This is a genomic window from Pontibacillus salipaludis, from assembly GCF_014642405.1.
GTDB classification, from domain to species: Bacteria; Bacillota; Bacilli; order Bacillales; family BH030062; genus Pontibacillus; species Pontibacillus salipaludis.
This window is the reverse complement of sequence record NZ_BMIN01000007.1, coordinates 31,502-57,846: the sequence shown is the minus strand read 5'-3', so window position 1 is coordinate 57,846 and position 26,345 is coordinate 31,502. Positions and strand designations below refer to the sequence as shown.

At 41.5% G+C, this 26,345-nt stretch carries 30 protein-coding genes; 22 read left to right on the top strand and 8 right to left on the bottom strand.

Annotated features, from left to right (window positions below; genetic code table 11):
- Positions 1-151 precede the first annotated feature (151 nt).
- Entirely contained in the window at positions 152-814 is a 663-nt protein-coding gene (locus tag IEW76_RS09360; protein ID WP_188653156.1) for a DsbA family protein, read from the top strand.
- A 128-nt stretch (positions 815-942) separates the two neighbouring features.
- The gene (locus IEW76_RS09355) at positions 943-1,365 is read left to right on the top strand and encodes an Hsp20/alpha crystallin family protein (protein WP_188653154.1); all 423 of its coding nucleotides are present in this window, start codon (positions 943-945) and stop codon (positions 1,363-1,365) included.
- Between the two features lie 38 nt (positions 1,366-1,403).
- On the opposite strand, the gene rpiA is transcribed toward IEW76_RS09355, so the two are convergent.
- Complete coding sequence (rpiA, locus tag IEW76_RS09350; protein ID WP_188653152.1) at positions 1,404-2,099, bottom strand: ribose 5-phosphate isomerase A; 696 nt, start codon at positions 2,097-2,099, stop codon at positions 1,404-1,406.
- A gap of 78 nt (positions 2,100-2,177) precedes the next feature.
- Complete coding sequence (gene ytzI / locus IEW76_RS09345; protein ID WP_188653150.1) at positions 2,178-2,345, bottom strand: YtzI protein; 168 nt, start codon at positions 2,343-2,345, stop codon at positions 2,178-2,180.
- A 269-nt stretch (positions 2,346-2,614) separates the two neighbouring features.
- On the opposite strand from ytzI, the gene dapF reads away from it, so the two are divergent.
- The 6 genes from dapF to IEW76_RS09315 all read left to right on the top strand — a co-directional run bounded on the left by dapF (position 2,615) and on the right by IEW76_RS09315 (position 7,525).
- On the top strand, positions 2,615-3,586 hold the full coding sequence (gene dapF, locus IEW76_RS09340; protein WP_188653148.1) for a diaminopimelate epimerase: 972 nt from the start codon (positions 2,615-2,617) through the stop codon (positions 3,584-3,586).
- Positions 3,587-3,685: 99 nt separating this feature from the next.
- Positions 3,686-3,967 carry a hypothetical protein gene (locus IEW76_RS09335; protein WP_188653146.1) on the top strand — a complete coding sequence of 94 codons (282 nt, stop codon included), beginning with the start codon at positions 3,686-3,688 and terminating at the stop codon, positions 3,965-3,967.
- A gap of 43 nt (positions 3,968-4,010) precedes the next feature.
- Complete coding sequence (locus IEW76_RS09330) at positions 4,011-4,235, top strand: DUF3892 domain-containing protein (protein WP_036781308.1); 225 nt, start codon at positions 4,011-4,013, stop codon at positions 4,233-4,235.
- Positions 4,236-4,520: 285 nt separating this feature from the next.
- Positions 4,521-4,889 (top strand): hypothetical protein, encoded by a 369-nt coding sequence (locus IEW76_RS09325; RefSeq protein WP_188653144.1) that lies wholly within the window; start codon positions 4,521-4,523, stop codon positions 4,887-4,889.
- Positions 4,890-4,993: 104 nt separating this feature from the next.
- Positions 4,994-5,407, top strand: coding sequence for a hypothetical protein (locus IEW76_RS09320; protein WP_188653142.1), 414 nt, complete (start codon positions 4,994-4,996; stop codon positions 5,405-5,407).
- A gap of 177 nt (positions 5,408-5,584) precedes the next feature.
- Positions 5,585-7,525 carry an aconitate hydratase gene (locus IEW76_RS09315; protein ID WP_188653139.1) on the top strand — a complete coding sequence of 647 codons (1,941 nt, stop codon included), beginning with the start codon at positions 5,585-5,587 and terminating at the stop codon, positions 7,523-7,525.
- Between the two features lie 215 nt (positions 7,526-7,740).
- Here IEW76_RS09315 and IEW76_RS09310 read toward each other — a convergent pair whose 3' ends face one another.
- Positions 7,741-8,655: a S8 family peptidase gene (locus tag IEW76_RS09310; protein WP_188653137.1), complete on the bottom strand. Its 915-nt coding sequence runs from the start codon at positions 8,653-8,655 to the stop codon at positions 7,741-7,743.
- Positions 8,656-8,794: 139 nt separating this feature from the next.
- Between IEW76_RS09310 and IEW76_RS09305 the strand changes: the two genes are divergently transcribed.
- Positions 8,795-9,055 (top strand): alpha/beta-type small acid-soluble spore protein, encoded by a 261-nt coding sequence (locus IEW76_RS09305; RefSeq protein WP_188653134.1) that lies wholly within the window; start codon positions 8,795-8,797, stop codon positions 9,053-9,055.
- Positions 9,056-9,143: 88 nt separating this feature from the next.
- Here IEW76_RS09305 and IEW76_RS09300 read toward each other — a convergent pair whose 3' ends face one another.
- Positions 9,144-10,667, bottom strand: a complete 1,524-nt coding sequence (locus IEW76_RS09300; protein ID WP_308422062.1) for an HD domain-containing phosphohydrolase — start codon at positions 10,665-10,667, stop codon at positions 9,144-9,146.
- A 169-nt stretch (positions 10,668-10,836) separates the two neighbouring features.
- Between IEW76_RS09300 and IEW76_RS09295 the strand changes: the two genes are divergently transcribed.
- The gene (locus tag IEW76_RS09295) at positions 10,837-11,658 is read left to right on the top strand and encodes an SDR family oxidoreductase (RefSeq protein WP_188653132.1); all 822 of its coding nucleotides are present in this window, start codon (positions 10,837-10,839) and stop codon (positions 11,656-11,658) included.
- A gap of 71 nt (positions 11,659-11,729) precedes the next feature.
- Here the strand turns inward: IEW76_RS09295 and IEW76_RS09290 are convergent, their stop codons facing one another.
- Positions 11,730-12,479, bottom strand: a complete 750-nt coding sequence (locus IEW76_RS09290) for a CPBP family intramembrane glutamic endopeptidase (RefSeq protein WP_229721185.1) — start codon at positions 12,477-12,479, stop codon at positions 11,730-11,732.
- A gap of 264 nt (positions 12,480-12,743) precedes the next feature.
- On the opposite strand from IEW76_RS09290, the gene IEW76_RS09285 reads away from it, so the two are divergent.
- Positions 12,744-13,058 (top strand): MGMT family protein, encoded by a 315-nt coding sequence (locus IEW76_RS09285; RefSeq protein ID WP_188653130.1) that lies wholly within the window; start codon positions 12,744-12,746, stop codon positions 13,056-13,058.
- 79 nt (positions 13,059-13,137) lie between these two features.
- Positions 13,138-13,836 (top strand): TVP38/TMEM64 family protein, encoded by a 699-nt coding sequence (locus IEW76_RS09280; protein ID WP_188653128.1) that lies wholly within the window; start codon positions 13,138-13,140, stop codon positions 13,834-13,836.
- A gap of 37 nt (positions 13,837-13,873) precedes the next feature.
- On the opposite strand, the gene IEW76_RS09275 is transcribed toward IEW76_RS09280, so the two are convergent.
- Positions 13,874-14,569, bottom strand: coding sequence for a phosphatase PAP2 family protein (locus IEW76_RS09275; RefSeq protein ID WP_188653126.1), 696 nt, complete (start codon positions 14,567-14,569; stop codon positions 13,874-13,876).
- 186 nt (positions 14,570-14,755) lie between these two features.
- On the opposite strand from IEW76_RS09275, the gene IEW76_RS09270 reads away from it, so the two are divergent.
- The 9 genes from IEW76_RS09270 (at position 14,756) to IEW76_RS09230 (ending at position 23,957) form a co-directional block, all read left to right on the top strand.
- Positions 14,756-15,577 (top strand): AAC(3) family N-acetyltransferase, encoded by an 822-nt coding sequence (locus IEW76_RS09270; RefSeq protein WP_188653124.1) that lies wholly within the window; start codon positions 14,756-14,758, stop codon positions 15,575-15,577.
- A gap of 7 nt (positions 15,578-15,584) precedes the next feature.
- Positions 15,585-16,400, top strand: a complete 816-nt coding sequence (locus tag IEW76_RS09265; RefSeq protein ID WP_188653122.1) for an alpha/beta fold hydrolase — start codon at positions 15,585-15,587, stop codon at positions 16,398-16,400.
- A 35-nt stretch (positions 16,401-16,435) separates the two neighbouring features.
- Positions 16,436-17,761 carry an alpha/beta hydrolase family protein gene (locus IEW76_RS09260; RefSeq protein ID WP_188653120.1) on the top strand — a complete coding sequence of 442 codons (1,326 nt, stop codon included), beginning with the start codon at positions 16,436-16,438 and terminating at the stop codon, positions 17,759-17,761.
- Positions 17,762-17,835: 74 nt separating this feature from the next.
- The gene (locus tag IEW76_RS09255; protein WP_188653118.1) at positions 17,836-18,360 is read left to right on the top strand and encodes a hypothetical protein; all 525 of its coding nucleotides are present in this window, start codon (positions 17,836-17,838) and stop codon (positions 18,358-18,360) included.
- Positions 18,361-18,375: 15 nt separating this feature from the next.
- Entirely contained in the window at positions 18,376-18,750 is a 375-nt protein-coding gene (locus IEW76_RS09250) for a response regulator transcription factor (protein ID WP_188653116.1), read from the top strand.
- Between the two features lie 78 nt (positions 18,751-18,828).
- Positions 18,829-19,860: a helix-turn-helix transcriptional regulator gene (locus tag IEW76_RS09245; protein WP_188653114.1), complete on the top strand. Its 1,032-nt coding sequence runs from the start codon at positions 18,829-18,831 to the stop codon at positions 19,858-19,860.
- A gap of 157 nt (positions 19,861-20,017) precedes the next feature.
- The gene (hutU, locus tag IEW76_RS09240) at positions 20,018-21,685 is read left to right on the top strand and encodes a urocanate hydratase (protein ID WP_373285971.1); all 1,668 of its coding nucleotides are present in this window, start codon (positions 20,018-20,020) and stop codon (positions 21,683-21,685) included.
- 14 nt (positions 21,686-21,699) lie between these two features.
- Complete coding sequence (hutI, locus tag IEW76_RS09235) at positions 21,700-22,971, top strand: imidazolonepropionase (RefSeq protein WP_188653110.1); 1,272 nt, start codon at positions 21,700-21,702, stop codon at positions 22,969-22,971.
- Complete coding sequence (locus IEW76_RS09230; protein WP_188653381.1) at positions 22,971-23,957, top strand: agmatinase family protein; 987 nt, start codon at positions 22,971-22,973, stop codon at positions 23,955-23,957. The genes hutI and IEW76_RS09230 overlap by 1 nt, the downstream gene beginning before the upstream one ends.
- A 79-nt stretch (positions 23,958-24,036) precedes the next feature.
- Here the strand turns inward: IEW76_RS09230 and IEW76_RS09225 are convergent, their stop codons facing one another.
- Together IEW76_RS09225 and IEW76_RS09220 are read right to left on the bottom strand one after the other, a co-directional pair.
- Positions 24,037-24,549, bottom strand: a complete 513-nt coding sequence (locus tag IEW76_RS09225; protein WP_188653108.1) for a hypothetical protein — start codon at positions 24,547-24,549, stop codon at positions 24,037-24,039.
- A 6-nt stretch (positions 24,550-24,555) separates the two neighbouring features.
- Positions 24,556-24,840: a hypothetical protein gene (locus tag IEW76_RS09220; protein ID WP_188653107.1), complete on the bottom strand. Its 285-nt coding sequence runs from the start codon at positions 24,838-24,840 to the stop codon at positions 24,556-24,558.
- A 149-nt stretch (positions 24,841-24,989) separates the two neighbouring features.
- Here IEW76_RS09220 and IEW76_RS09215 point away from each other — a divergent pair, with 149 nt between their 5' ends.
- On the top strand, positions 24,990-25,859 hold the full coding sequence (locus IEW76_RS09215; protein WP_188653105.1) for a 5'-3' exonuclease: 870 nt from the start codon (positions 24,990-24,992) through the stop codon (positions 25,857-25,859).
- Positions 25,860-26,345: the final 486 nt, after the last annotated feature.

Genomic DNA, 26,345 nt, shown 5'->3' with positions numbered 1-26,345 from the left:
GCAGACGTAATAGGACTGCTATAAAGCTAACAAAGCTAGAAGTATGATACCTTGACTCTTAGCTCAAAGTGTTCCTATAATAGCCTCGAGTATAGTATGAAAATTATACATATAGATCGATATTATCGTGAAACCAAGAAGGGTGAGAAACATGGCGAAGACACAACAAAAAAGTAGCAATGCTTGGATTTATTGGATGATCGGAATTGTTATAGCAGCGGTCGTTATTATTGTAGTCATCGATCGACAAATGTCTGATAATAGCGGAGAGTCCGTCTTTTATGAAGATCAACCGTACATTGGTGAAGAAGATGCTCCCGTAACAATGATTGAGTTTTATGACTATTTATGTCCGCACTGTCATGATTATCAGGAAGTAGCTATTCCTGAAATTAAACAGAAGTTAGTGGATACAGGGAAGGCAAAACTTTATTTAATTAACCACGCTTTTATTGGTGACTCTGATAAAGCAGCAACATTTGCTGAAGTTGTCTATCAAGAATTAGGAAACGACACTTTTTATAAGTTCCATGAACACCTTATGAGTGAGAAAGTTCAAGAAGCAGGTATTTTCACTGATGAATACCTTAAAGACGCTTTAGGTACAGTTGTGGAAGATGACTCAAAAATTGAAAAGGTCATGACGGCCTATGAAGATGGAGCTGGTGAAGAAGCTTTATCCACAGATAAGGAGATCGTATCTGATCTAGGTGTTACATCAACGCCAACACTTGTTGTGGACGGAGAAATCTTTGAAGGGGCTTCATTTGAAGATCTAGAAAAAGCTGTTGATGAAGCGGCGGAAGATCAATAAAGATAGACGTTTAGGAGAGCACCTTGATAGGGTGCTCTTTTTTTATGCGTTTCTTGGGCAAGTGTCTAGTCACTTTTCTTACTTGTGCATAGGCTAAAGCATAGAGCATTGCAGGGAGGAGTTTAGTTATGGGTCAATCGAAAAAAGGAGCTCGTGGGAAGAGTATGTTCGATGAGCTGTTTCAGATTAACCCCAACCGTTCTTTTTTAGATGCGATTGATGATTTCTTTACAGAATCGTTTCAGGGTGGATCTGGGGTGAAGATAGACGATACAAAGTCGAGGTTTACGGTGTGGGTAGAGCTTCCTGGTGTAGCGAAAGAAAACATTGATATTGAACTGTATGACCAAAGTCTGCGCATTGCAGTTGAGCATGACGAATCGGTTTCTGAATCAACAACCGGCTATTTCAGGCGTTCAAAATCCCATTTTGAAAGGAATATCTCCCTTCCAGATAATATAATTGTCCGCGACATGAAGGCTAAGCATCAAGATGGTATTCTTGAGGTATCCTTTCCAAAAAGAAGAGGTAAAAAGATTGAGATTGAATAGAGAAAAAGCGCTTTGCCAGAGCAAAGCGCTTTTTTTGGTTAGGATAAAATGTTGACTTTGTAATGTTGAAACAGTCCAGACTCAATTACACCCGGTAGCTTTGAGAGAGTGTCCTCTAGGTCGGGTGCGATCGTTGTAAAATGAACATCTAAAATCACGTTGCCAGCTTCTGTTAGAACAGGACCATCTTTTGATTTCGCTGTCCTTAGGGTCACGGATTTTACAGGAAGATGCTCTAGACGAGATTCAACTAAGTGGATGGCTCTTGGGTCCACTTCAAGAGGAACGGGGTGTTTTGAGCCTAGTACATCAACAAATTTAGATTCATCAACAAGGATGTAGGTTTCATCACTACTCGCGATAACCAGCTTCTCATGGAACATCGCACCTCCGCGTCCCTTTATAAGGTGATGAATAGGATCGACTTCATCTGCTCCATCAAAAGCCCAGTCAGGTTTGGCTGATGCAAGAGAGGTAGTAGGTATACCGAGGATGCTGCACGTTAAGGCGACTTCATGGGAGGTTGGGATAGCTTGGACCTTCAACTGTTGGTCTTTAATCTTCCGTGCAATGGATTGAATGGCTAAGAAAGCTGTTGATCCTGATCCTACTCCGATTACATCACCATCTTTAACACGTTCTGCTATTCTATTGGCCACTTGTTGTTTTGCATCCTTATTTGAAATCTCGCTTGACCAGTTAAGGTTGTTTGCGAGTGAATTATTCCAAGTCATAGGGGAACCCTCCTTTTTGGGTGGTTTTCCCTGAATGAAGGTGTTTCATTCCTGAATTGCAATTCTTTGAAGAATTCGCTAGTCTGCAGTCTTATGAGTCGTATCATTATTGGTGTGGTCTTCATACGGATTATCTGGTAACGGATCGACGGTTTCTTTATGATTATAGCCAGCTGAGATGGTGGCCATTGTGAGTGCTAATACAGCGATCATGATGATAAGGCAGATAACAATAACTCCTACCAACGACATGACCTCCTTATACTTAATCTATAATACTATGAAAACACTTCCATTGTATCACACCCTACGTACGATTGAAATATCGCTCGCTTTAGCACTGTGAAGAGACACCGCGTGCCAGACACCATTTAGTGCTTTAAAGTAATGCTGGGTGTCTGGCACCCTTTAGTGCTGTAAAGTTTTGATGAAGTTCAGGCGACTTTTCTTGAAAAATAGTTGAGAAAAGGGGAGAATGAGAGGTAATGTAGTTAACTGTGAAGGAGTGTTTTGGATTGAATATTGAAATTTTAAAATGTCATGGGTCAAACAATGATTTTGTATTAATAGATGAAATGACAGGAGCTTATTCCTTTAGTGAAGAAGATCGAGTTACGATTGCCAAGGCGTTATGCAATCGAGAAGGAATTGTTGGCGCTGATGGAATCCTTTTTGTATTAAATAGTGATGTGGCAGAAGCTCAAATGCGCATGTTTAATCCGGATGGGTCAGAAGCGGAAATGTGCGGAAATGGACTACGTTGTGTAGCTCGTTATGTGACTGAGAAATTAGGAAAAGATGAAGTTGTGATTGAAACTCCAGAAGCGAATTTACCTGTTGTAAAGCGAGAGGAAATGTACGAAGACATCCCTTCATTCGAAGTGAACATTGAGCCTGTATCCTTTAGTGCAGATTCATTGCCTCTACATTCTCCGCATCATATCCATATCGAACAACCAATCCCTGCTTTATCTAAAGATTTAACGTTTACGGCTTTAAGTGTACCTAATCCTCACTTAATTACAGTAGTGCCAGAAGTGCATGATGAAAATCTTTCTTGGTTAGGAAAGGTGGCCAATCAGGACAAGGAACTTCTTCCAAATGGAGTTAATGTGAGTTATGTTCAACCACTTGGTGATCAGAAGGTCTTTGTGCGCACCTATGAGCGTGGCGTCGGGCTTACAAATGCGTGTGGAACAGCGATGTCAGCTTCTGCACTTACCACGGTCATTGTTGAAATGAATCAATTGAATGAAGAAATCTTCGTATTCAACCGAGGTGGTTTTGTTATTTGTACGGCCTTAAAAGATGGAGATGATTATGTCATTAAACTTCGTGGGAATGCTACGTATGTCTATTCATCAACAATCCAGCTTGATGTAGCATCAAGTGAAATTAAAGAAGTAAAGGATCGTACGTTGTTTGAAGCTGAGAATCATGCATATGCTAAAATGCAGTCATACGCACAGGAGCAAATTACATTATAAGTGAGAGATCCTCCCTAAACAAAGGGAGGCTTTTTCTTACAAATTAAACAGATGCAATGATATAATGATCATGAAATTATTAATATATGGAGCGTTGTTATGATTACAACTTTATTATGGGTCGCACTCATCGTCAGTATTGTTATTACAATTTTTCGAGCTATTCGACGCAAAAGAAAATATGGAAAAGTTGGGGGATTTAAGAGTTACTTAACCTCAATCAGTTTGTATGCGGTTGCTGTAGTAAATTTGATTGCCGCTCATATGGAATCTCTCGGGATCGTGAGCTGGGTGCTTACGCTTATTTTTATTCTATTAGGAGCGTACTTCACAAAGTTTATCCCAGTCGAAGAGAAGTCTCCTTTTGTGAAGGATTCATAAAGTCCGGCGTATTGCCTCATACTATGTGTAGGAGGCGATGTAGATGAGTGAAAAAATCGTAGCAGTCCGAAAAAACAACCAGGGTTCGATCGTAGAGATGAAGTTATCTTCAGGTCAGGTTGTAGGTTATAAAGAAGCCCAACAAATGGCTCGCGATGGCATGCTAGAGCATGTGAATTTAATCCGTGGCAAGGACAACGAAGAACATCTGCGAAGCGAACCAGACGGCGACCCAACGAACAATTTAGCTAATTTACCATTATTTTAATCAATAAAAAACCTCTGGCCAAAAAGCCAGAGGTTTTTTTATATAGTAAAGCACTAAAGCGTGCCAGGCACCATGGAGTACTTTAACGTGTTGAAGCGTGTCTGGCACCGTTTAATGCGTTAATGCGATAAACGTTTGAGTGTTGATGCTTTGGGATTTTTTGAGGGGGGTTGCTTTTTTTGGTAATAGGTTTTATTATCAGTTAAAATAGGGATATTAATTGGGAGAACGTACTGTTGATGTAATGATTTCAAATAGCAGGGACATCGAAAGAGGGTGACATAGGTGGAGCGGATCTCTTTTATTCAAATGTTAAGTGCACGCTTTGATGAAGAGCTAGTTAATTATGCTGAAAAACATAATGCATTAAAAGAGCCTAAGGTTAAGAATTGGGATCCAATGAAAGCGGAGGGCTTATATGAGTTAATGCGTTTCGACTGGAAACAAGACGAGGAAGAGGTATGGTCTTGGATTCTTAAAGAATGGCAGTTTTGGAAAAAAGCAAAAGCTCATAATAATATCGTGTTAATACGAGGTTCTAAGTACTTTCAAGCTCTCCATCCAGAGAGTAGTGGAATGCACGTTTGGTGGACATTATTCGATGAAATTGTACTTGAAGTGTTGCGTCAAAAAGTAAAATGGTACAATAATTAAGAAGCTGCTTTCGGATGGAAGCAGTTTTTTGGTGCTTGTCTGCAAAATCTTAGCCCGGGTCAGGGAGCGATTAAGTAATATATCAAGAAAAAGAGGTGGGAAAGATGCAGCTAGAGGCATTTACTAGAGTGTTCGAAGACTACACGGATTCTATACATAACTCCTTACATATAACCTTTTCCTTTAACGGCGATTATCAGATCGCTATTGGGAAGGGTGAGAATCAAAAATTGGTGTCTCTAACGCTAGAGCACCTACAACTCCTCTATCAATCCATAGGAGACCATCTGGAGCGTCATGCATTTCGAAGTCAGTTAATGGAGGATATCGTACAGTATGCTTTAAGTATTCCAACCATAGATGGGCTGCGAAGCTTTCTGAAGGAAGTGGATCAAGTTGAAGGGATTGAAGTGACTGAAATTGGAGAGCGGATAAAGAGCAAGTCTCCAGCCTTCATGTTTGATTTTTTAGATTCATTAATCAATGAGGTTTTAAAAGTGAGTCAGACATCAGAATAATAATTTATAGAAGGCCCTCTAAAGGGTCTTTTTTTTTTGCCATTAACACAAAGCATTTTCAAATAGTACAAATATTGTAATTTTACAGTAAAGATTAGATTGATGGTATCGATTACAGGGTAAAGAATAAATAGAAAATTAAGAAGAATAGGAACAAGTACATGAAGGAGGCCAATGATGGGATACAATGTAACCCAGAAACTTATTCAGGATCATCTTGTAAAAGGAGAAATGAAGCCTGGTGAAGAGATCGGGCTAAAGATCGACCAAACGTTAACCCAGGATGCTACAGGAACGATGGTTATGCTTGAACTTGAGGCAATGGGTCTTGATTATCGTAAAACGGAAGCTTCCGCGCAATATGTGGATCATAACTTAATTCAAGAAGATAGTAAGAACCCTGATGACCACTTATTCTTAGAAAGTGCAGCTCAGCGATTTGGACTGCATTTCAGTCGTCCAGGAAATGGTGTCAGTCACCCGGTCCATATGCAGCGCCTGGCAAAACCAGGACAAACGTTACTTGGCTCAGACAGCCATACTTGTGCCAATGGGTGTATGGGAATGCTGGCGATGGGAGCTGGCGGAATTGATGTAGCCATGGCCATTGCAGGTGAACCATTTTACGTAAAAATGCCTGAAGTCTGGGGCGTGTATGTAAAAGGAGAACTTCCTGATTGGGTAGGTGCAAAGGACGTTATTCTTGAGATGCTTCGTCGCCATGATGTAAAAGGCGGTGTTGGTAAAGTAATTGAATATTATGGACCAGGCTTAAAAGAATTATCCGCCATGGACCGCCATGTTATTGCAAATATGGGAGCAGAGCTAGGAGCGACAGGCACTGTATTTCCTTCAGATGAAGTTGTAAAGGATTACTTAAAACGTCAAGAGCGAGAAGAAGACTGGATTGAACTAGTAGCTGATAAGGACGCTGACTATGACTTACACGAAACCATCAACTTGTCAGAGCTTGAACCATTAATCGCTAAACCTTCAAGCCCTGGTAATGTGGTACCTGTCCGTGAAGTTGCAGGCGAGCCAATCTATCAGTCTTATATAGGTTCCTCAGCTAATCCGGGGTACCGTGATTTTGCTATAGCTGCTGAGATTGTAAAAGGAAAGTCCGTTGCGCAAGGCGTTTCGTTTGACCTTAACCCAACTTCTCGTCAAATGCTTCAAGACTTAGTGAAAGATAACCATATCGCTAGTCTTTTATCTAGCGGAGGCCGTTTGCACCAGGCAGGTTGTAACGGATGTATTGGTATGGGACAAGCACCTGCAACGGGAAGAAACAGCCTTCGTACAACACCGCGTAACTTCCCTGGTCGTTCTGGTACGAAAGAAGACAGTGTGTTCCTTTGTGGACCGGAAACAGCAGCAGCTTCAGCGCTATATGGAAAAATAGTGGATCCAAGAGACCTTGGCGAGTATCCGAAAGTAGAAGAGCCAGCCCATCCAACGGTGGATACAAGCTTACTGGAGTATCCATTGCCAGAAGATGAGGCGAAGAATGTAGAACTTGTAAAAGGTCCAAATATTGCATCCATTCCTGAAATGGATGAGTTGCCAGACCAGCTTGAATTGCCGATCTTACTAAAAATGGGCGATAATATCTCCACTGATGAGATTTTAGCAGGCGGTGCGCGCGTTCTTCCTTATCGTAGTAATCTGCCTGAAATTAGTAAATTCACGTTTGAAATTGTCGATGACACTTACTACGACAGAGCAATGGAAACGAAGGAGAAAGGTGGACATGCCATCGTTGGAGGATACAACTATGGTCAGGGCTCAAGTCGGGAGCACGCAGCTCTAGCTCCTCGTTATCTGGGGCTTCGAGTAGCCATTGTGCAAGACTTTGCCCGTATTCATTGGCAAAATCTAGTTAACTTTGGCGTTCTTCCGCTCACATTCTCTGAAAGTTCAGAAGTAGAGAAAATTGAGCAAGGTGATGTGATTCAGTTTAGTGGATTGCGTCAAGCGATGAAAAATGGAGAAACCATTACAGCGAAACTAAAAGATAAGAATCATGAAGTACAATTACGCCACACATTATCAAGTCGTCAAGTTGATATGATGCTAAAAGGTGGACTTATTAACTGGACAAAAGAAAAAGCCTAAATATAAAGAAGAGACAGCTTGTGTTATGAGCTGTCTCTTTTTTATGCTCTATTATGGCTTAGTATTGATATCATGTTCCATATAAGCCAACAAGGGTTTTTTGGTCCATTTTGTACTTTAAATATTGTCGAATCATTGCCTGGGAAATAGGTTAACTGATTTGCAGAAAAAACTTGTCCCACTTCGAGTATAAGAGAGGAGGGACAACGCCTTCCTCACCTACGTAAATCGATCAACCCATTCCCTTCAATACTTTTAGAGAGGCCTAAGTCTCTTGTGTGCTTCACTAATAAAGCATAGAGCTCTGGTTCTGTAAGTGTGCGGCCAAATTCTTTGTTTCCTTTTTCAAGTAAAAGTGCTGCAGCGCCCGCTACGTGAGGGGTGGCCATAGAAGTACCGGAGAGTTTGGCGTATTGATTCCCGGGATAGGTGGAGATAATATCTACACCAGGTGCTACAAGATCAATCTCATCGTTGGTGTTGGTGAAATTGGCCATCGCTCCCTCGTAATCCACTGCACCTACCTGAATGACTTCTTTATAAAAGCCTGGATACATCTGTTCTGAAGTTCTGGCATTGCCATCGCCTTGATTACCAGCGGCACATACAATTAAAATATCTTGGTCGACCGCACGTCTTATGGCTTTATGAAGCAAAGAGTAGTCCCTGCTTCCACCGAAAGACATGGAAATGATGCGGACTTTTTCACCTCTTGGCCCTCTCCACTTCGTTGCGTACTGAATTGCTTGAATGATGGTTTGATAAGAAGTTTCTCCGTTAGCATCAAATGCTTTCAAGATCAGTAGCTTTGACTTTGGTGCGGCTCCTACAACTCCTTTTCGATTCAATGAAGCTGCAATTGTTCCAGCTACATGTGTTCCATGTCCGTTCTCATCTGTGACATTTCTCCGGCTTCCGTTCGTGAAATTATGCCAATCGATAATGGAGTTCTCCAAATCAGGGTGGTCGATTTGGCAACCAGAATCAATAACGGCCACTACAGAACCTTCACCTTCGAACCCCTCTTTCCATAACGTGTCAGCCCCGATCATCTCAATGCCTCTTGGAGTTTCGTCTCGTAACCCTAATAATTCTTGCAACTGAAACGGTATCAGTTTCATTTTCGACATATCTATTCCCCTTCATATCGTACTACTGTATTACATTCAAAAGGGGGAAATATGTGCTTTAAATTGGGATAAGTGGAAAGCATTCTTAAGAATAAGGAGGCGTAAAAGAGGCATACCAAGAAAGAAGGGGGGCTAACAAATGGCTCGTCGTAATAAGTTATTAGTTCCTGAAGCAAGACAAGGACTAGATCAATTAAAAGATCAGTTATCTAAATCAAATAATCCAAATGAAACAAAATTTGAAGTGGCACGTGAACAAGGTATTCCCTTAAACAAAGGGTATAACGGAGATTTAACATCCAAAGAAGCTGGGAAAGTCGGGGGCAATATGGGTGGCAAGATGGTACGAGAGTTGGTAAAGATGGCTCAAAAACAAATGAATGATCAACAAAAGAAATAGCTGGTGTAAGCAAGCAGTTTTAGCTAAAAAAAAGCATGGGAACCTTTGAAGGATTCCATGCTTTTTAACCTATATAGTCTCATCAATATCAGGATTTTAGGGGCTTTGTTGCTGCTATTTCATTAACAGCAATAGCAGAGTTTATCTCTTCTAAGAATAAGGAGGCAAAGTAGGGGTCCCACTGAGTTCCGCTTCCATCTTCAATGATTAGCATCGCTTTCTCCACCTGCATCCCCTTGCGGTAAGGACGGTCTGAGGTCATGGCGTCAAACGCATCGGCTACAGCCATTAACCGTCCAAATTCAGGGATATCTTCTCCTTTTAATTGGTCAGGGTAACCTTTCCCGTCGAAACGTTCATGGTGTGACCTGACACCTGGCAAAATAGGGAGGAGATCCTCTGGCAGACCGACTTGTTTTAAGATGTTATAACCAATTACCGGATGTTCTTGTATCTTAGAGAATTCCTCGTCTGTGAGCTTGCCTTCTTTTAGAAGAACGGAGTCACGAACACCAATCTTCCCTATATCGTGCAAAAGAGCTGATTTTCTTAACAATTCTATTTTCTCAGAAGAGAAACCAGCCCGTGTTGCTATTCGTACGGAATAGTCGGCGACTCGTTCAGAATGTCCAGCTGTATAAGGGTCTCTTGCATCTAAAGTAGCTGCAAATACCGTAAAGAAACTCTCGATTAGTTGCTCATTCTGTTGATCGCGTTCTTTTATACCTTCAACCATATGATTAAATCCACTTACTAGATGGGAGAACTCGTCATCATATAAGTTATCCATAGACTGGAAACTCCCTTCATAAACTGAATCAAAGCGTTCTTCTAGTTCCTTAATAGGGTGCTGGATATTCTTAAATAACAAGATCGCACCAGCTAAAGAAACAATGAGAACGACCACAACAATTATGGAAGCCCAGCTCCAGTAGTTAGAAAGCATCTGGCCTTCGTTTTCAACAAGGCGGATTTGAGAAGCTAATATAAATAACAGAACAGGAAATAACGCAGTAAAAACAGCGCTAGCTAAGAGTTTGGCACGTATACTAACTTGGTTCCTTGGATCGATCTTTAAAGTCATACCGAAGCGCTCCATACTCTCATTTGTAATATGCTGAATAACAGGGCGTATAGAGCGATAGGTTAAAAAGAATTCAATCATGGCATGCATAAGCGCAATGAGAATAGCTCCGCACCACGCTAATGCGATGTAATAGATTGGTAGATTCAGCACTCCTAAGCTAATAAGAACAGAAGCGAGCAGAGAGACAGGAATTGAAAAACCGAGTAAATGTGGACCTAATATGCGTTGTACAGTTAATAAAGGAAATCGGTGTGCCGTTCTATAAGCGAGCTGCAAATCAGCTTGAGTTGTCTTACGACGACTAGAGAAAATCTTACGGATGGGAGTGACGTGCTTATAATAAAGTAAGAATTCACTGTAAAGCATGATAATGACGGACACACTCATAATAAATAGTAAGTAATTCATCTCTACTGTGGTAAGGTCTAATGTATGGAAAATGAACATACTCCCCACGCCAAAAACGGCTATGAAGGAGCCAATGATATAGTTTAGTAGCATTTTACGTTGAAACGTTCGGAACAAGGGGGGATAGCCTCCTCTATGTCATATATAGTCCTATTATACCAAAATTCTCCTTTGAAGGAAGGTTTTAATGAAATTGCTTAGTAAAAGGATCGTGTCGATTATTGAAATGTTTTAAAAATATTAATATCAGGTATAGAAGAGTAGATGATGAACAGGAGGTTTTATAGTGACTAGATTACAAGATAAGATTGCTGTTATTACAGGCGCTGCAACAGGAATTGGCCAGGCTACAGCAGAACGTTTTTCAGAAGAAGGTGCAACAGTGATTTGTGCTGATGTGGACCAGGAAAAAATGGACAAAACAGTATCGCAAATTCGCGATAATGGGGGAAATGCTGAGGCTTATCATTTAGATGTATCAAACGTAGAGAGTGTCCAAACGTTTGCGAATCAAATAGAAGAGAAATATAAAAAAATTGATATCCTTTTCAATAACGCAGGCGTGGATCAAGAAGGTGGAAAAGTACATGAATATCCAATCGAGCTGTTCGACCGTATCATAAGCGTTGACCTGCGTGGGACATTCTTAGCTAGTAAGTTTCTTATTCCTCTCATGCTAGAAGAAGGAGGTTCTATTATTAACACTTCTTCCATGTCAGGACAAGCTGCTGATTTAGACCGTTCTGGCTATAATGCGGCTAAAGGTGGTATAACGAACTTTACAAGAGCGATGGCGATTGACTATGCACGTGATGGTATTCGAGTGAACTCTATTTCACCAGGAACGATTGAAACGCCTCTAATTGATAAATTAGCAGGTTCTAAAGACGATCAAGAAGGTCAAGACTTCCGTGAAGCTCAGAAATGGGTTACCCCAATGGGACGCTTAGGCGACCCCAGTGAAATGGCATCAGTAGCTCTATTCTTAGCTTCTGACGATGCTTCTTATGTAACAGGGGAGGATATTACAGCAGACGGTGGTATTCTAGCCTACACCTGGCCAGGTAAGATGCTAATCGATGAAAGTTGGAAAAAAGGAACAAAATAAAAAAGAAAAGGCAGCTCTTTAGAGGGCTGCTTTTTCTTTTTTATTCGCATTCAAAACAATCTTTTTCTTTATTACAATGCTGGTTCATGAGTGGTGCCTATTTCCGGATTATTTGTTTTAAGCGCTTTGGACCATAAAAATAGAGAATGTACTAATAGTATGGAAATAAGCAAATAATTATAAAGGGAAGATCCGTTATTCTGTCCCATTATAATCAGAAAGTTGTTTAAGCCGTGGAAAGCCATAGGGATGATGAGCGAGTGATTGTTCACTATTAATAATGAAAGAACAGTTCCTATAAAGAACGCATATGTAACTTGCAATAATGTATCCTCGAGGGATTGGCCACCAAGAAGTTGCAGGGAATGAGTTAAAGCAAAAAGCGTACTTGATGTGAGTACTGCAACCTTAAAGCCTTTAGCCATTAAGATATTTACCATGAATCCTCGAAAGACCATCTCCTCAATGAAAGCAACGAGAAGGAGTTGCGTTCCTAGTACCAGTAGCAAATCGGGAATGGATGTGAGACGAATGCCTCCATTGCCAATACATAATAAAGTTAGAATGACCACTAAAGGAGAAAAGTGTATAAGACGCTTCCAATGTAAAGGAAAACGATTTTTAGAAAAGAACTTCCGCCATTTTTTAGTTTTAAAAAGGTAAAAGCCTATACCTAACGCCAAAGGCAAAAGACCAACGTATTGCATCCCTGCATTAGAAGGTTTTGTGAATGTCACATAAGCTCCATTTATAGTGAAAAACAAAATAATCAATAACTCGAGTCCTAAAACTTTCAATATTAATTTTGAAGTACCCCCCACACTAATTCCCACCTTTGTTTAATTATTCTACCTTTACATGTACGTTTACACCAAATAAAAGTTCCGAATTTATCCAGTTAAAAAGGTTTCCAGATATGCGCTAAACTACAGTACTAAAGGGTGCCAGACACCATTTAATTGTATGCAGTGATAAAGCGTGGGGGCGGTTGGGTTTGTGAGCTTATGGTAAACTATGATTAAAACGGACTCAAAATAAATTTCCCTAAAACTTTGATCGGTTGAGTTAATGAAAGGAGGGATACTATGCAACCCTTCACAGAAGAAGTAATAAAAATTATAAAAGGGATTCCAGAAGGGCACGTCATGACCTACGGGCAAATTGCCGAAGTAGCAGGAAACCCAAGGGCCGCTCGCCAAGTAGCCCGAATTCTCCACTCCATGAGTCGTAAAGAAAATTTACCCTGGCATAGAGTAGTGAACGCCAAAGGAGAGATTGTGGTTGGAGGCGAAGAAGCCATCTTTACACAAAAAGATACATTAGAAGAGGAGGGCGTTCAGGTTCAAAACGGAAAAGTTTCCCTCTCCAGGTATCGTTATATTTTAGATAACAGGGAGTAGCAGCGGTTTAATATCTATTTCACTAGGGGATAAGAAATATACGCCCTTATAAGTCCTATAAAAAGAAAGGTCGATTCTTATGCATCCAAAAGTGAAAAGTGTAATTATTCAAATCAGTATTGTACTCATTGCGGCGGGTATAATCGTAGCTTTAAACCATTATGTGTTTCAAATAAAGCCGAAACAGATTAAAGAGTGGGTTGATCAATTTGGCTTTTGGGCGCCATTTATCTTTCTATTAATCTTTGCAGTGCGCCCATTTACTCTAGTACCACTCTCTATAATTGCGATCTCATGTGGGATTATGTTCGGTTCTATTAATGGGACGATCTACATTATTTTAGGCACCACCTTAGGAGCTTTCACTTCTTTCATCGCCATGAAATATTTCTTTAAAGAACTGCATATGAAAGAAGAAGGTCAAGTGAACCTGAAAGCATTAAAGAATGATCTAGAGGAACATGGTTTTAAATCTGTATTATTCATTCGCTTAATACCGGGCTTGAATTTTGATTTTATCACCTACATTTGTGCGAAGACGAAAGTGAACTTACTGAAGTTCTTGCTTGCTACATTTGTTGGGACGATTCCAGGGTCGATGATGTTTGGCTTCTTTGGTTCAAGTCTTCTCTCCCTGAAACTTGAGAATCTAATCGTTTTAGGTATTATTCTACTTGTTATGGTATCTCTTGGATTGATCATTAAGAAATCAGTAGGGAAGAAATATGACGTAGATCAACTGAAATCAGAGATTAAGGATTTAAAACAAACCTCATAAAAAAGACGACACTCTAAGAATTAGAGTGTCGTTTTTTTTATGCTCTCTTTTGTCTTCTTCTTTGACGCCAAAGGGTTAATTCTAAGCCGTAGATACAAACAAAGAGCCAAGAAATCCCGAACGCGAATCCGGCTAATATATCTGTTGGGAAATGGACTCCGAGATATACCCGGCTGAATCCGATTAGAAAGATTAATAGGCCTAAAATGGTATTTAATGCATAACGAATCGACTTTTTCCATCGTGTGGTTGAAACCATATAGATGAGGAATCCGTAGAACACCATAGACCCGGTAGAATGTCCGCTTGGGAAGCTGAAGCCTGTACCGTCATACTGCTGCAATACTTCAGGTCGTTGTCTTTCAAATAGTAGCTTTAAGACTTTTGTAAGTAGACTTATGCCAAGCATGTTGATGGCGAAATAGACAATAACCCATCGACTCTTTTTAGTGAAGAAGTAAATGAATAAAGCAAACAGTACAGATGCTACAGTAAGTAATATGACGGAGCCAAGTTCCGTGATCCAGCCAAACACCGTCCCAAGCCAAGGAGCTTGAATGTCTCGTACCCAATCTGTAACCATTTGGTCGAAGGCGAACTTCTCTTCTTCAATTACTTGCTCAGCTAATTCAGCAAATAAATAAACGGCCATGCCAATTGTGACAAATCCTATTAAAAGAATAATAATTGATTTCTTTGAGAAATCTGATGGTTTGGTTCCTTGGAAAATCAAGTGGCTAACCTCCTAGTATAAACGTGTTTACATTTGTCTTTTCCTAATGGTTTACCCTTTCACATAGCTTGTAAACAGTCTTATATTCTATGGAAGATTATAACGGTTGAGTTTAACAGAGCTTCTTTTTTAAATGAGTGAATTGTGAGAAAATAATGGAGATTTCAATATAGAGGAGATCGTGGTATGTCTAAGGAACAAATCATTATTGAACACACGCAAGAACCAAGAACAAGGGAAACGATAAAGAAAGATTTGATTAATATGGGAGTTAAAGAAGGGATGACAATTCTTGTGCATTCATCCTTATCTGAAATTGGTTGGACAAGTGGAGGGGCGGTATCGGTCGTTCAAGCATTGATGGATGTTGTTACCGAAAAGGGGACCATTGTTATGCCGTCCCAATCTCCTGTTCTATCTGATCCATCTGAATGGGTGAACCCACCAGTACCAGAAGAATGGTGGCAAACCATTCGAGATACGATGCCTGCTTATGACCCTGTCATCACTCCAACGTCAGGGATGGGGAGTATAGTAGAACTATTCAAAACGTTTCCTGGTGTGAAACGAAGTGGTCATCCTGCTTTATCTTTTATAGCTTGGGGCGAACGTCCCGGTGCTATTCTTGCAGACCACTCTTTACATAATGGTTTAGGGGAATGCTCTCCGCTTCGGAAGTTGTATGATGAAGACGCTCATATCCTTTTTATCGGAACAGGCTATGATACAGCGACAGCTTTTCACCTGGCTGAGTACCGTATACCTAAACAGACTAAAGTACGTAAAGGTGCTCCGGTGATGGTTCAAGGGGAGAGGATTTGGAAAGTCTATGAAGATATCGTCTTTCGTGAGGAGTTATTCGAAGGAATCGGTAACAGTTTAGAAAATCATATTTCTGTTACGAAAGGTTGGATCGGTTCAGCGGAATCGAAGCTATTCCCTATGAAGCCAGGTGTTGATTTTGCAGTCAGATGGCTTCATTCTTATGACCAGAAATACGAGGAGTGAATCACAAGTGTTAAAACAATTTGAACACGTGCGAGGGTGTAATATTTATACGAAACAATTTGGTTCTGGAGAGCCGATTGTATTCTTGCATGGAGGGCCAGGTGCAAGTCATAGAGTTTTTCTTCCACATATTGAACCATTATCAGAAGACTATCACCTTCTGATGTATGATCAAAAAGGATGCGGGCGTTCAGATTCTCCTGCTGATGACCATTACAGTATAGATGAAGAGGTAGAAACGCTTGAAGCGCTTCGTAAGGTGTGGGGATATGGACAAGTGACGCTTGTCGGTGAGTCCTGGGGCTCGATACTCGCATTACAATACGCTAGCATGTACCCCACGCGCGTTAAGAAGCTCTTCTTGACAGCAGCAATTGGTGTTGACGCTAGGGGATATAAGGAATTTCCTAAACAGTTAATCAGACGTATGAATGTTCAGGATCGTTTAAAGTTTCTCTATCATGAGCGAAAAGGACATTCAGATCAAGTCATGGATTTAATTGAGCCTTATTACGTTTATAAGTCAACTTCTTTAAAAAGAAAAAAACCGATGGCTTTTAATAACCAAGCGAATGAACAGATCGATAAAGATATCGCAAAACATTTTAACCTTAGGCCATTTACACATGAACTACAATCGATTCCTATTCGCATTGTCCAAGGAAGTCATGATCTTCTTTCACCTGAGAAAGTTTTGAAAACAATAAAACACGTGATTCCACATGCTCAGGTGATCCGATTAGATGAATGTGGGCACTGGAGTTTTATAGAATGTCCTGAGATGATGAATCACTTATTAAAAGAATTTATGGAGATTAAATAATAGTAAAAATGAATAGATGAAGGGAGAGGAGAACCATGTTGAAAAAGGTTTTCGTCATGGCATTAGGGATGATGCTTGGTATTCTGGTGGCTTGTTCTGATGAAGATAAACAAGAAGAGCCACCCACTGAGGATAAAGAGGAGACCGTTAAAGCAGAAGAAGTAGAAGGAACATGGAATGGTGAGATTGAAGTTCCCGATGGAGCACTTCAAATTATTGTCGAATTTAAAAAGGATGAAAAACTAAACGGCACGATTGATATACCTAAGCAACAAATTGAAGACTTTGAATTAGAAAACATTGAATTAAATGGAAGTGGGGTTAAATTCCAAATGCCGTTGTCCGGTACGCCAATGACGTTTGACGGAACTGTTGAAGAGGATACCATATCAGGTACATTTGTCCAATCAGGACAAAGTTTCCCTTTCACTCTTCAGAAAGGGGAAGCAACAAGTAATTCTGGAGCGATTCAAGACGAAACCTTTTTATCGATTGAAACAGAAATGGGTACTCTTAGTGGTGCCTTAATGACGCCAGATGATCAATCAGAATTTCCGGTGGTACTCATTATTCCTGGGTCAGGACCTACAACAAGAGATGGAAACTCAACCCAGATTCCAGGGAAAAATAATAGTCTTCTTAAGGTCGCTGAATCTCTTAAAGAAGAGGGGATTGCAAGCCTTCGTTATGATAAACGCGGGGCAGGGAAAAATGCTTCCGTCATGAACGAAACCGACCTTCGCTTTGAGCAGTTTGTGGATGATGCAGGCCTATGGATAGAGAAACTTGCCCAGGATGACCGTTTTACAAGCATTGGTGTCATTGGGCATAGTCAAGGTTCTCTCGTGGGGATGCTGTCAGCTAAGGACACAGAGGTAGGGGCTTATGTATCCTTAGCAGGGGTAGGGAAATCCTTTGATCAGGCCCTCCTTGACCAGCTCCAACGAGCAATACCAGAGGAATTGTATAAAGAGAGTGAGAGAATCGTTGAAGACATCAAAAAAGGGGAAGATGTTAAAGATATACCTGAGTCTTTGCAAACCACGTTTAGACCATCCGTCCAGCCCTTTCTACGATCTTGGATGCAGTATGACCCTGCTAAACAAATCCAAGAGCTTTCCATTCCAACTCTTATTGTAAACGGCACACATGACTTGCAAGTTCCACCTGAGGAAGCAGAAATATTGGCTGAAGCTCAACCAGAAGCGGAACTTCTCTTAATAGAGGGGATGAATCATGTTCTAAAAGATGCCCCTAAAGACCGTGAAGGAAATTTGAAGGCCTACGAGGACCCTGAAATCCCTTTAGCTGAAGGGTTAATGGCTGGCATTGTATCCTTTTTGAAAGATCATCTCAATTAATCGTTTTTGATGTGCCATGTTTAAAGTAACTTTTTGCCCCTTCTGTATAAGGGGGCTTGGGAAGGAGGATGCTGGTGTCGGTTCAAATGAACGCGTTCCTATTTCTATTTTTCGTTGCTCTTCTTATCATTCTTTTTTGGTACATTTATTACCGAATTAGAATGGCGACAGTGAAAGACGGAGTTCCGATCATCATCGTAGAAGATTACAAGGTTGAAGAAGGGGATCGCCACTTACATATAGAGGTGACCTGCCATGCTTATGGAGATACTGTGGCGCCTGAAGTTTATCTATTGGGGAAATGGGAGGGCAGAGAACGTATAGAGAAAGCAGTCCCAAAGCAATTTGTCACTTCACTGACGGGTGTCTTCACAATAGGCCTTGAGTTACCGTTAGGAGAAGATATGTCTGACTCAAGTGTTAATGAGATCGAGCTTGTAATCTATTATAATGATCCGTTTGGTACTATTTATGAATCTCCTGTTATCAAACGCAAAGAGGGGTATGTGGAGCAAGCCTTCTCAAGGTCTATCCGCACCTACCCCAAATGGTCGTTTCAATATAATGAAATTATGAAGTACATTCAAAAGCAAAAATAAGAGGGAGGGAAGTCGATGAAACTGTTAATTGCAGATCGTGATGAAACCGAAAGGCTCGGGATACGTTGGCTTGTCACGTCGTCTTCTCTACCCTTTACTTCTGTTTTACTAGCAAGTACGTTAGAGGAAACTTTGAAGATCATTGAGTCTGAACGTCCACACGTCGTTATACTCGAACTTGATATGATGAAAGAGGATTCGTTTAGTGAAATGAAATGGCGTCTAGCGGACTATGTTAAAAAGGTAATCGCTATTACGACAGAAGCAACTTTCGCTCGGGCGATGGAAGGGATCGATCTTCAGGTCGAGAAGCTACTTATGAAACCTTTATCGCCCATGCAACTTCAGAGTACATTAAAGAAAAGTTTGTTAGAAATAGAGTCTCAATGATCGAAAGAATTAAGTGTTGAAAATCTTGAGGATCATCACTTTCTTTACCATGCTCTTTTTGTAAAAGATTCCCCTGATTTGAAGGAAAAGCGAACTCTTTTCTTAGTACAACCTGAGAATTCCAGTTGTCTTACATCTTTACACCACTCGATCCAGTCCTATTCTTTTCGCCAACCAATCACAGTATTGCCTTTAAGTGATCGAATCGTCTGTCTTTACCCCTCTTTGGATCGCACTCTTGTCATTGATGAAGCCCGACGCTTTCTGAGGGAATGGCAAGATAGCTCGAAAAGCTCCATCGGTATTTCCTTGCCCGCCTTCGCGCTAAAAGGGAATAGTATCTATCATCAGTACCAAGATGTTAAGAAGGGGATTGAACTCTTTTTTTATAAGGGTTTTCGTCACGTGATCGCTCTTGAAGAACCAGTACATTGGCGTTATTTAGATCCGTTTCTTAGTCCTAATGACCAAGCCGAGTGGGAAGATATGCTTAAGAATAAGGATCAAAAGCGCATAAAAGAATGGATGTATGGGTCATTTCTTCATGTTACCCCTCCCTATCCTGAACCTGGATTGTTAAAAACTCGCCTTACTAGCATACTAGCCCAAGTGAGACGTTACATGAAAACTCACCATCTTGATGAGGACGATTTATTAGAAGAGAGATATCAGGGCGTGTTTGATTCAATTCTTCATCACCGCCTTCTATATACAATTGTGCAAGATATGCTGTTGTTTATGAGTATAGTTATAGAAAGGGTAGAGGAAAAGGGAGTTGATTACTATGATGTGGTAGAACGATGCCTGGTTTATATGAATGAACATTTTAGTCATCCTGGTTTATCTTTAGAGGAAGTGGCTAGAGCCGTTAATCGAAATCCGTCTTATATTAGCACGTTAATTAAGGTCCAAAAAGAAAGGACTTACCGGGAAATTTTGCTACACATTCGTATAAGTGAAGCAAAAGTTTTATTAGAATATTCAAAAGAACCCATTCAGCAAATTGCTGAACAAGTAGGTTTCTCGCAAGCCAATCATTTTAGCCGAAAGTTCAAGGAAGTAATAGGGATAAGTCCTAGTACATACCGGAATCTAAAGTACAGATCATAATCTAATGTATTGACCATTTATAGGATGAGGATAGCCGAGTGAGATGCACATACACCTAATGTATGTGTATTTTTTTATGTATTCCATACATTCTAACTAGCCTTTTCCTTCGATATAGTGTAATTAGACAGAAAATTACGAGAAGAGGATGATTATAATGGAACGATTAAAAGGAAATCAGCCCATCAAAAGTCCGACAGGGTCGACGCTTCATACAAAAGGGTGGATTCAAGAAGCGGCACTTAGAATGCTGTTGAACAATTTAGACCCAGATGTAGCAGAGAGACCTGAAGACCTTGTTGTTTATGGAGGGATTGGAAAAGCAGCCAGAAATCAAGAGTCGTTTAACGCCATCATACAAACTCTTCAACAATTAGAGAACGATGAAACGTTGCTCATTCAATCAGGGAAACCTGTGGCAGTGTTTAAGTCCCATAAAGACGCGCCTCGCGTTTTACTCGCGAATTCTAACCTCGTTCCAGCCTGGGCAAATTGGGACCATTTCCATGAGTTAGACCAAAAGGGACTCATGATGTACGGGCAAATGACAGCTGGCAGTTGGATCTACATTGGGAGTCAAGGGATTGTGCAGGGGACGTATGAAACATTCGCGGAAGCTGCTAAGCAACATTTCGGTGGATCTTTAAAAGGAACCATTACGGTGACAGCTGGCCTTGGTGGCATGGGGGGCGCGCAACCTCTGGCTGTGACGTTGAACGGTGGCGTCTGTATTGCCATTGAAGTGGATCGCTCAAGGATTCAAAAACGCCTTAATACAGGCTATGTCGATACAATGGTTGAAACATTGGATGAAGCGATTCAAATGGCACAGGAAGCCAAGAGAAAAGGGGAGGCTATGTCAATTGGGGTGCTTGGGAATGCGTGTGAACTCCTTCCTACTATGCTTAATCGTTCATTCATCCCGGATCTTCTGACTGATCAAACATCCGCTCATGATCCACTGAATGGATACGTCCCCGAATTTACTTCTCTTGATAAGGCGAACTCATGGCGTAAAGATGATCCAAAGACATACGTGGCGGCTTCTAAGAAATCGATGGCGAAGCATGTGGAAGCGATGCTTCAGATGCAGAACAAGGGAGCTATCACATTTGATTACGGAAACAACATCAGACAAGTGGCCAAAGAGGAAGGTGTAGAGAATGCCTTTGACTTTCCTGGCTTTGTCCCTGCTTATATTCGTCCTCAATTTTGTGAAGGGAAAGGTCCTTTCAGGTGGGTGGCGTTATCTGGTGACCCTGAAGATATCTATAAAACAGATGAAGTAATTTTACGGGAGTTCAGTGAAAATAAACACTTGTGTAATTGGATTAAAATGGCCCAGGAGAAAATACAGTTTCAAGGTCTGCCATCAAGGATTTGTTGGCTTGGCTACGGCGAACGAGCGCGATTTGGCAAAATCATTAACGATATGGTCAGGTGTGGAGAACTAAAAGCTCCAATTGTGATAGGTCGAGATCATTTAGATTCAGGGTCTGTAGCTTCCCCTAACAGAGAAACAGAAGGGATGAAAGATGGAAGTGATGCTGTAGCAGATTGGCCAATCTTAAATGCAATGATTAATAGTGTAGGCGGAGCTAGCTGGGTATCTGTTCATCATGGGGGTGGGGTAGGAATGGGATATTCCATCCACGCCGGTATGGTCATTGTTGCTGATGGAACGAAAGACGCAGAAGCAAGATTAGAGCGGGTGTTAACAACAGACCCTGGCATGGGCATAGCGAGACACGCTGACGCAGGATACGATCTGGCCATTCAGACGGCAAAAGGTAAAGGTATACACATCCCAATGCTAGATCAATAGAAGGAGGAACGGATATGAAACCGATTTTTATTCGACGTGCAAGCCAAGTAATCGCAGGTCAGAAAGGTCAAGGAGACCCCCTCACTCAAGAGGCCATGAATGTCCTGAATGTAATCGAGGACGGAAGTGTGTGGATCGAAGAAGGGGTCATAAAACGTGTCGGGACTGATGCACAATTGGTGGAGGAATTCGGTAGCCGTATGGAAGAAGCGGATGTAATCGACGCACGAGGCAAACTCGTTACACCAGGCCTTGTTGATCCTCACACGCATCTTGTTCACGCGGGGACGAGAGAGAATGAATTTGATATGCGCTTAAATGGAAAGACATATATGGAAATTATGAACGCAGGTGGAGGCATCCACGCCACAACAAGAGCAACAAGGGAAGCCAGTGAGGAAGAACTATATAGGGAAAGTTATAAGCGATTAGATCAATTCCTGTTGCATGGAGTGACGACAGTGGAAGCTAAGAGTGGCTATGGGATGAACCTTGAGGTGGAAATGCGTCAGCTTAAAGTGGCTAGCGAGCTAGACAATGATCATCCAATTGATATCGTTCGTACGTTTATGGGGGCTCATGTTGTACCACCCGAATACAAAGAGGATACGGACGCCTTTGTAGACCTCGTTATAGATCATATGATTCCGAAAGTTGCTGAATTAGGGTTAGCGGAATTCAATGATGTATTCTGTGAACGTGGGGTATTTACACCGGAACAATCAAAGCGCATTTTAGAAGCAGGCAAGGCGTATGGTCTTCATCCTAAAATTCATGCAGATGAGATTGAATCTTACAAAGGGGCTGAGCTTGCTGCTGAAGTAGGTGCCGTTTCCGCTGACCATTTGCTTCGTGCTTCTGATGAAGGGATAAGGAGGATGGCTGAGAGCGGTGTAATTGGTGTGTTATTACCTGGTACAGCCTTTTTCTTAATGGCCGATAGCGCAAATGGTCGAGCCATGATTGACAGAGGGGTACCTGTAGCACTATCAACCGATTGCAACCCAGGCTCCTCTCCGACGGTTTCTCTTCCTCTTATTATGAACCTTGGCTGCTTGAAGATGGGAATGACTCCTGCTGAAGTGTTAAATGCAGCAACTGTGAATGCCGCGCATGCGATTCGTCGGGGGGATCTAGCAGGGAGCCTCTCAGAAGGTAGAAAAGCAGATGTAGTCCTTCATAACACGCCTAACTTTATGCAATTACAGTATCGCTATGGAGTGAATCATACAGATACAGTCATTAAAGCTGGGGAGGTGGTTGTGAAAGGAGGAGCTCTCGTATGATGAACTACCCGTATCCTCAGTTAGAGCGTCCGTCTTTTAAATGGAACAGGAATGTAAATGAAGATCCTAAAGTCCATGAATGGATCCAAACGATTCCAGACGAAGGCGATATGGACTGGTCCAATGTTGATGTGACGATTCTCGGGGTACCCCTTAGCAGATCTTCGATTAGTGCTTCTGCGGCGAGCGAAAATCCTGATGCTATGCGGAGAGCCTGGAAGTCGTTTTCAACCTATAATATTGATTACGACATAGATCTATCAGCGTTAAGGGTTGTCGACCTTGGTGATACACGTCAACATGTCACGGATATTGAAACGTGCCATAGGCATGTTGTAGAAGCTATGGAATCGGGGCGAAAAATTCATCCTCATACGATCCCTCTGACCCTTGGGGGAGATCATTCCATTACAGCCATGCTTATTAAAGGATTGAAACGAGCTGAACCTCATAATCGAATTGGCCTCCTCCAATTTGATACTCATTTTGACTTGAGGGATCTCGAAACGTTTGGACCAGCTAATGGCACTCCTGTTAGGAACTTAATCGAAAGTGGGACGGTTAAAGGGGAAGATGTTTATAACATTGGGCTGCACGGATTCTTTAATGTGAAGTCATTAAAAACATATGCCGATCAAGTTGGCTTACAATATGTGACGATGAGGGAAGCAAGGAGGAGAGGGGTGGAGTCAGTGGTCAATGAAGCAATTAAAAAGCTTTCAGAAAAAGTCGATACGATTTATATGACGGTCGATATGGATGTCCTAGACATGACACAAGGACCTGCAGCACCAGCCTCTACGCCAGGAGGTATGAGAACGGATGAACTGTTCGAAGCGGTCACATTAGCCGGAACATCTCCCCATGTAAAAGCCATGGACATCGTCTGTCTCGATCCTACAAAAGACGTCGGTGACTTCACTATCAAAGCCGCCGTCCACACCATGCTCTCCTTCCTAACAGGCCTAAGCATGAGGGGGAAGTGAATGCTTTAAACAACAAAAGCGTGCCAGACACCCGTTAATGCTTTAGAGCAAGAAAGGGTGTCTGGCACGCTTCATCACATTAGTGTGTTACATTACTATGTTTAGTTTCATAGTTATGTTGAATCAGATCTTCAAAATCATTTACTTGTCCTCCGTACATAAAGTCTCCGTATTGATTAATAAATTGTTCGTATAGGTCTTGAACTAACTCTGTGTGTTGAGGGTGATTAGATTCCATATTAAAGAGATTGTCCAGTTTAAGGGATTCTAAATATGTGTTGAATTCTTTCACATTAAAACGATCTATTTGTCCCCTATAAAACTTGTTATAAAACGCCGTCCACACCTTAGTCTCTTTTAAATAGATCGCTCCGTTTTCGATCTCTTTTAGGAACCGTTTTTCATCGTCTGTATGATGGAGGGCGGTATAAAGATGTTGGCCTGCTGCGAGAGCATGAAGGTGGATCTGTGCACGTCCTTCTGATGCTGCCCTCATTACCTCGGTGTCTTCCTGACGTTCAGCGTAGAAAAATATCATTATAAAGATCAGGATGAGGAAAGAAAAAAACATGATTCGTTGCCTAGTCCACATTTACTTTCATCCTTTCGTAAAGGAAGATTCTTTAGAAGTATACAAGACACTACAAATAATTCCAATATTCCGTTTACTAGAATTATAGATCTCGTCCTTAAAAAAAATAAAAAAAGAACCTTCTTCAGGTTCTTGACCTTGCATCTTCTTATCATCATCCCATAAATAAGGGAACAGTTGCTGTTCTTCTTGCGGAGCTACACTTTGGTTAAAAAAACTTTGCACAATATGGTTTCCAAGCAACGATACATAAATAGCAAACAGAAGGACTGGTATGACGGGAACTCTCAACAAACTCCCTCCTTCTTTCATGATGTTACTGTAAAATATGATTACGAAGGGAGAATTATGCCAGCGCCATTTCCACAACGTACTTGTCCGCACGAACTTATTTTTTGTTATACTAGTAAATTAGAAATGAGTAGAAGGAGTACGGTTACATGGAAAAGAACAAAGTATTGCTCGTAGATGGAATGGCGTTATTGTTTAGGGCCTTTTATGCAACTGCGATGAGTGGATATTACATGGTCAATAGTAAAGGAGTGCCGACCAATGCCGTGTACGGATTTGTGAAGCACTTATTTGCAGCGACGAACGAATATAAACCAAGTCACGTCATTTGTTGCTGGGATATGGGAAGTCATACGTTCCGTAACGATTTATATCCAGAATATAAAGCAAATCGGGGAGAGGCTCCTGTTGAATTGATCCCACAGTTTGAACTTGTTAAAGAAGTTACAGCTTCAATGGACATTCCAAATGTTGGTATCACAGGCTATGAGGCTGATGACTTAATGGGCACACTTGCTAACGTATATAGTGAGGAGAATGAAGTGCTTATTCTAACCGGAGACCAGGACACTTTACAACTTCTAAAGGATAACGTAAAAGTCATTCTTATGAAGAAAGGCTACGGCAACTTTGCAGAATATGAGCATGGAACGTTTAGTGATGAAAAAGGCATCTCACCTCAGCAAATGATTGATTTAAAAGCACTTATGGGCGATAGTAGCGATAACTACCCTGGTGTTAAAGGAATCGGTGAGAAAACAGCGTTAAAATTACTGCAAAAGCACGAAACAATTGAAGGACTGCTTGAAAATCTCGATACCTTAACGAAAGCACAGCGCACGAAGATCGAACAAGACCTAGACATGCTTCACTTATCAAGAAAACTAGCCCGCATCCACTGTGAAGTCGACGTCACATGCTCTCTTGAAGAAGCTGTACTTTCCATTAACGAAGACCTTATGCATCATAAATTTAATGAGCTTGAGTTTAAAAACATCAATCGATTAATCAATCCGTAAAAAAACGAGTATGAAATCCTGGAGATTTCATACTCGTTTTTTGTTTCCGTTTGCAGTTGAGCGGAAGGTGGTCCTGGAAACCACTCGCTAGGTCCTCCACGCCAGAACTAGACTAGGCCCTTCTGCCCGCGGGAGTCTCGCAGTTTCCAGGCCCACCTTGCCATATCAGGAGTAACGGAAGCATGCACATGGTTTTCTATGTAGCGCTCAAGCAGTGGGGGCGTTAGTACGAAATATAGTAAGGGGTGGCTTGGAAACGGGGAGACTCCTGCGGGAGAAAGAGGTTGACGAGACCCCGCAGAGAGCGCCAGCGAACGAGGAGGCTCTAAAAAGAAAGGGGAAGTTCGACTAAAACCGTAACGTCCTGTGACAACGTCGAACGACCCCACATCGTGTGGGGCCGCCCGCGGAAAGCGAGTCGTTTCCAAGCCACTCCAACCACTCAATTGACGTAACGGCCCCTATTTCCTCAGAGATATAGCATGT

What these genes read in the sequence shown, in the direction of transcription:
- IEW76_RS09335 (WP_188653146.1), top strand. Translation starts at nt 3,686, where the DNA reads ATGATTACAACTTTATTATGGGTCGCACTCATCGTCAGTATTGTTATT.
- IEW76_RS09225 (WP_188653108.1), bottom strand. Translation starts at nt 24,549, where the DNA reads ATGTGGACTAGGCAACGAATCATGTTTTTTTCTTTCCTCATCCTGATC.
- IEW76_RS09260 (WP_188653120.1), top strand. Translation starts at nt 16,436, where the DNA reads ATGTTGAAAAAGGTTTTCGTCATGGCATTAGGGATGATGCTTGGTATT.
- IEW76_RS09355 (WP_188653154.1), top strand. Translation starts at nt 943, where the DNA reads ATGGGTCAATCGAAAAAAGGAGCTCGTGGGAAGAGTATGTTCGATGAG.
- IEW76_RS09360 (WP_188653156.1), top strand. Translation starts at nt 152, where the DNA reads ATGGCGAAGACACAACAAAAAAGTAGCAATGCTTGGATTTATTGGATG.
- IEW76_RS09305 (WP_188653134.1), top strand. Translation starts at nt 8,795, where the DNA reads ATGGCTCGTCGTAATAAGTTATTAGTTCCTGAAGCAAGACAAGGACTA.
- rpiA (WP_188653152.1), bottom strand. Translation starts at nt 2,099, where the DNA reads ATGACTTGGAATAATTCACTCGCAAACAACCTTAACTGGTCAAGCGAG.
- IEW76_RS09320 (WP_188653142.1), top strand. Translation starts at nt 4,994, where the DNA reads ATGCAGCTAGAGGCATTTACTAGAGTGTTCGAAGACTACACGGATTCT.
- IEW76_RS09270 (WP_188653124.1), top strand. Translation starts at nt 14,756, where the DNA reads ATGTCTAAGGAACAAATCATTATTGAACACACGCAAGAACCAAGAACA.
- hutU (WP_373285971.1), top strand. Translation starts at nt 20,018, where the DNA reads ATGGAACGATTAAAAGGAAATCAGCCCATCAAAAGTCCGACAGGGTCG.
- IEW76_RS09330 (WP_036781308.1), top strand. Translation starts at nt 4,011, where the DNA reads ATGAGTGAAAAAATCGTAGCAGTCCGAAAAAACAACCAGGGTTCGATC.
- IEW76_RS09280 (WP_188653128.1), top strand. Translation starts at nt 13,138, where the DNA reads ATGCATCCAAAAGTGAAAAGTGTAATTATTCAAATCAGTATTGTACTC.
- hutI (WP_188653110.1), top strand. Translation starts at nt 21,700, where the DNA reads ATGAAACCGATTTTTATTCGACGTGCAAGCCAAGTAATCGCAGGTCAG.
- IEW76_RS09230 (WP_188653381.1), top strand. Translation starts at nt 22,971, where the DNA reads ATGAACTACCCGTATCCTCAGTTAGAGCGTCCGTCTTTTAAATGGAAC.
- IEW76_RS09285 (WP_188653130.1), top strand. Translation starts at nt 12,744, where the DNA reads ATGCAACCCTTCACAGAAGAAGTAATAAAAATTATAAAAGGGATTCCA.
- IEW76_RS09315 (WP_188653139.1), top strand. Translation starts at nt 5,585, where the DNA reads ATGGGATACAATGTAACCCAGAAACTTATTCAGGATCATCTTGTAAAA.
- IEW76_RS09215 (WP_188653105.1), top strand. Translation starts at nt 24,990, where the DNA reads ATGGAAAAGAACAAAGTATTGCTCGTAGATGGAATGGCGTTATTGTTT.
- IEW76_RS09310 (WP_188653137.1), bottom strand. Translation starts at nt 8,655, where the DNA reads ATGTCGAAAATGAAACTGATACCGTTTCAGTTGCAAGAATTATTAGGG.
- IEW76_RS09250 (WP_188653116.1), top strand. Translation starts at nt 18,376, where the DNA reads ATGAAACTGTTAATTGCAGATCGTGATGAAACCGAAAGGCTCGGGATA.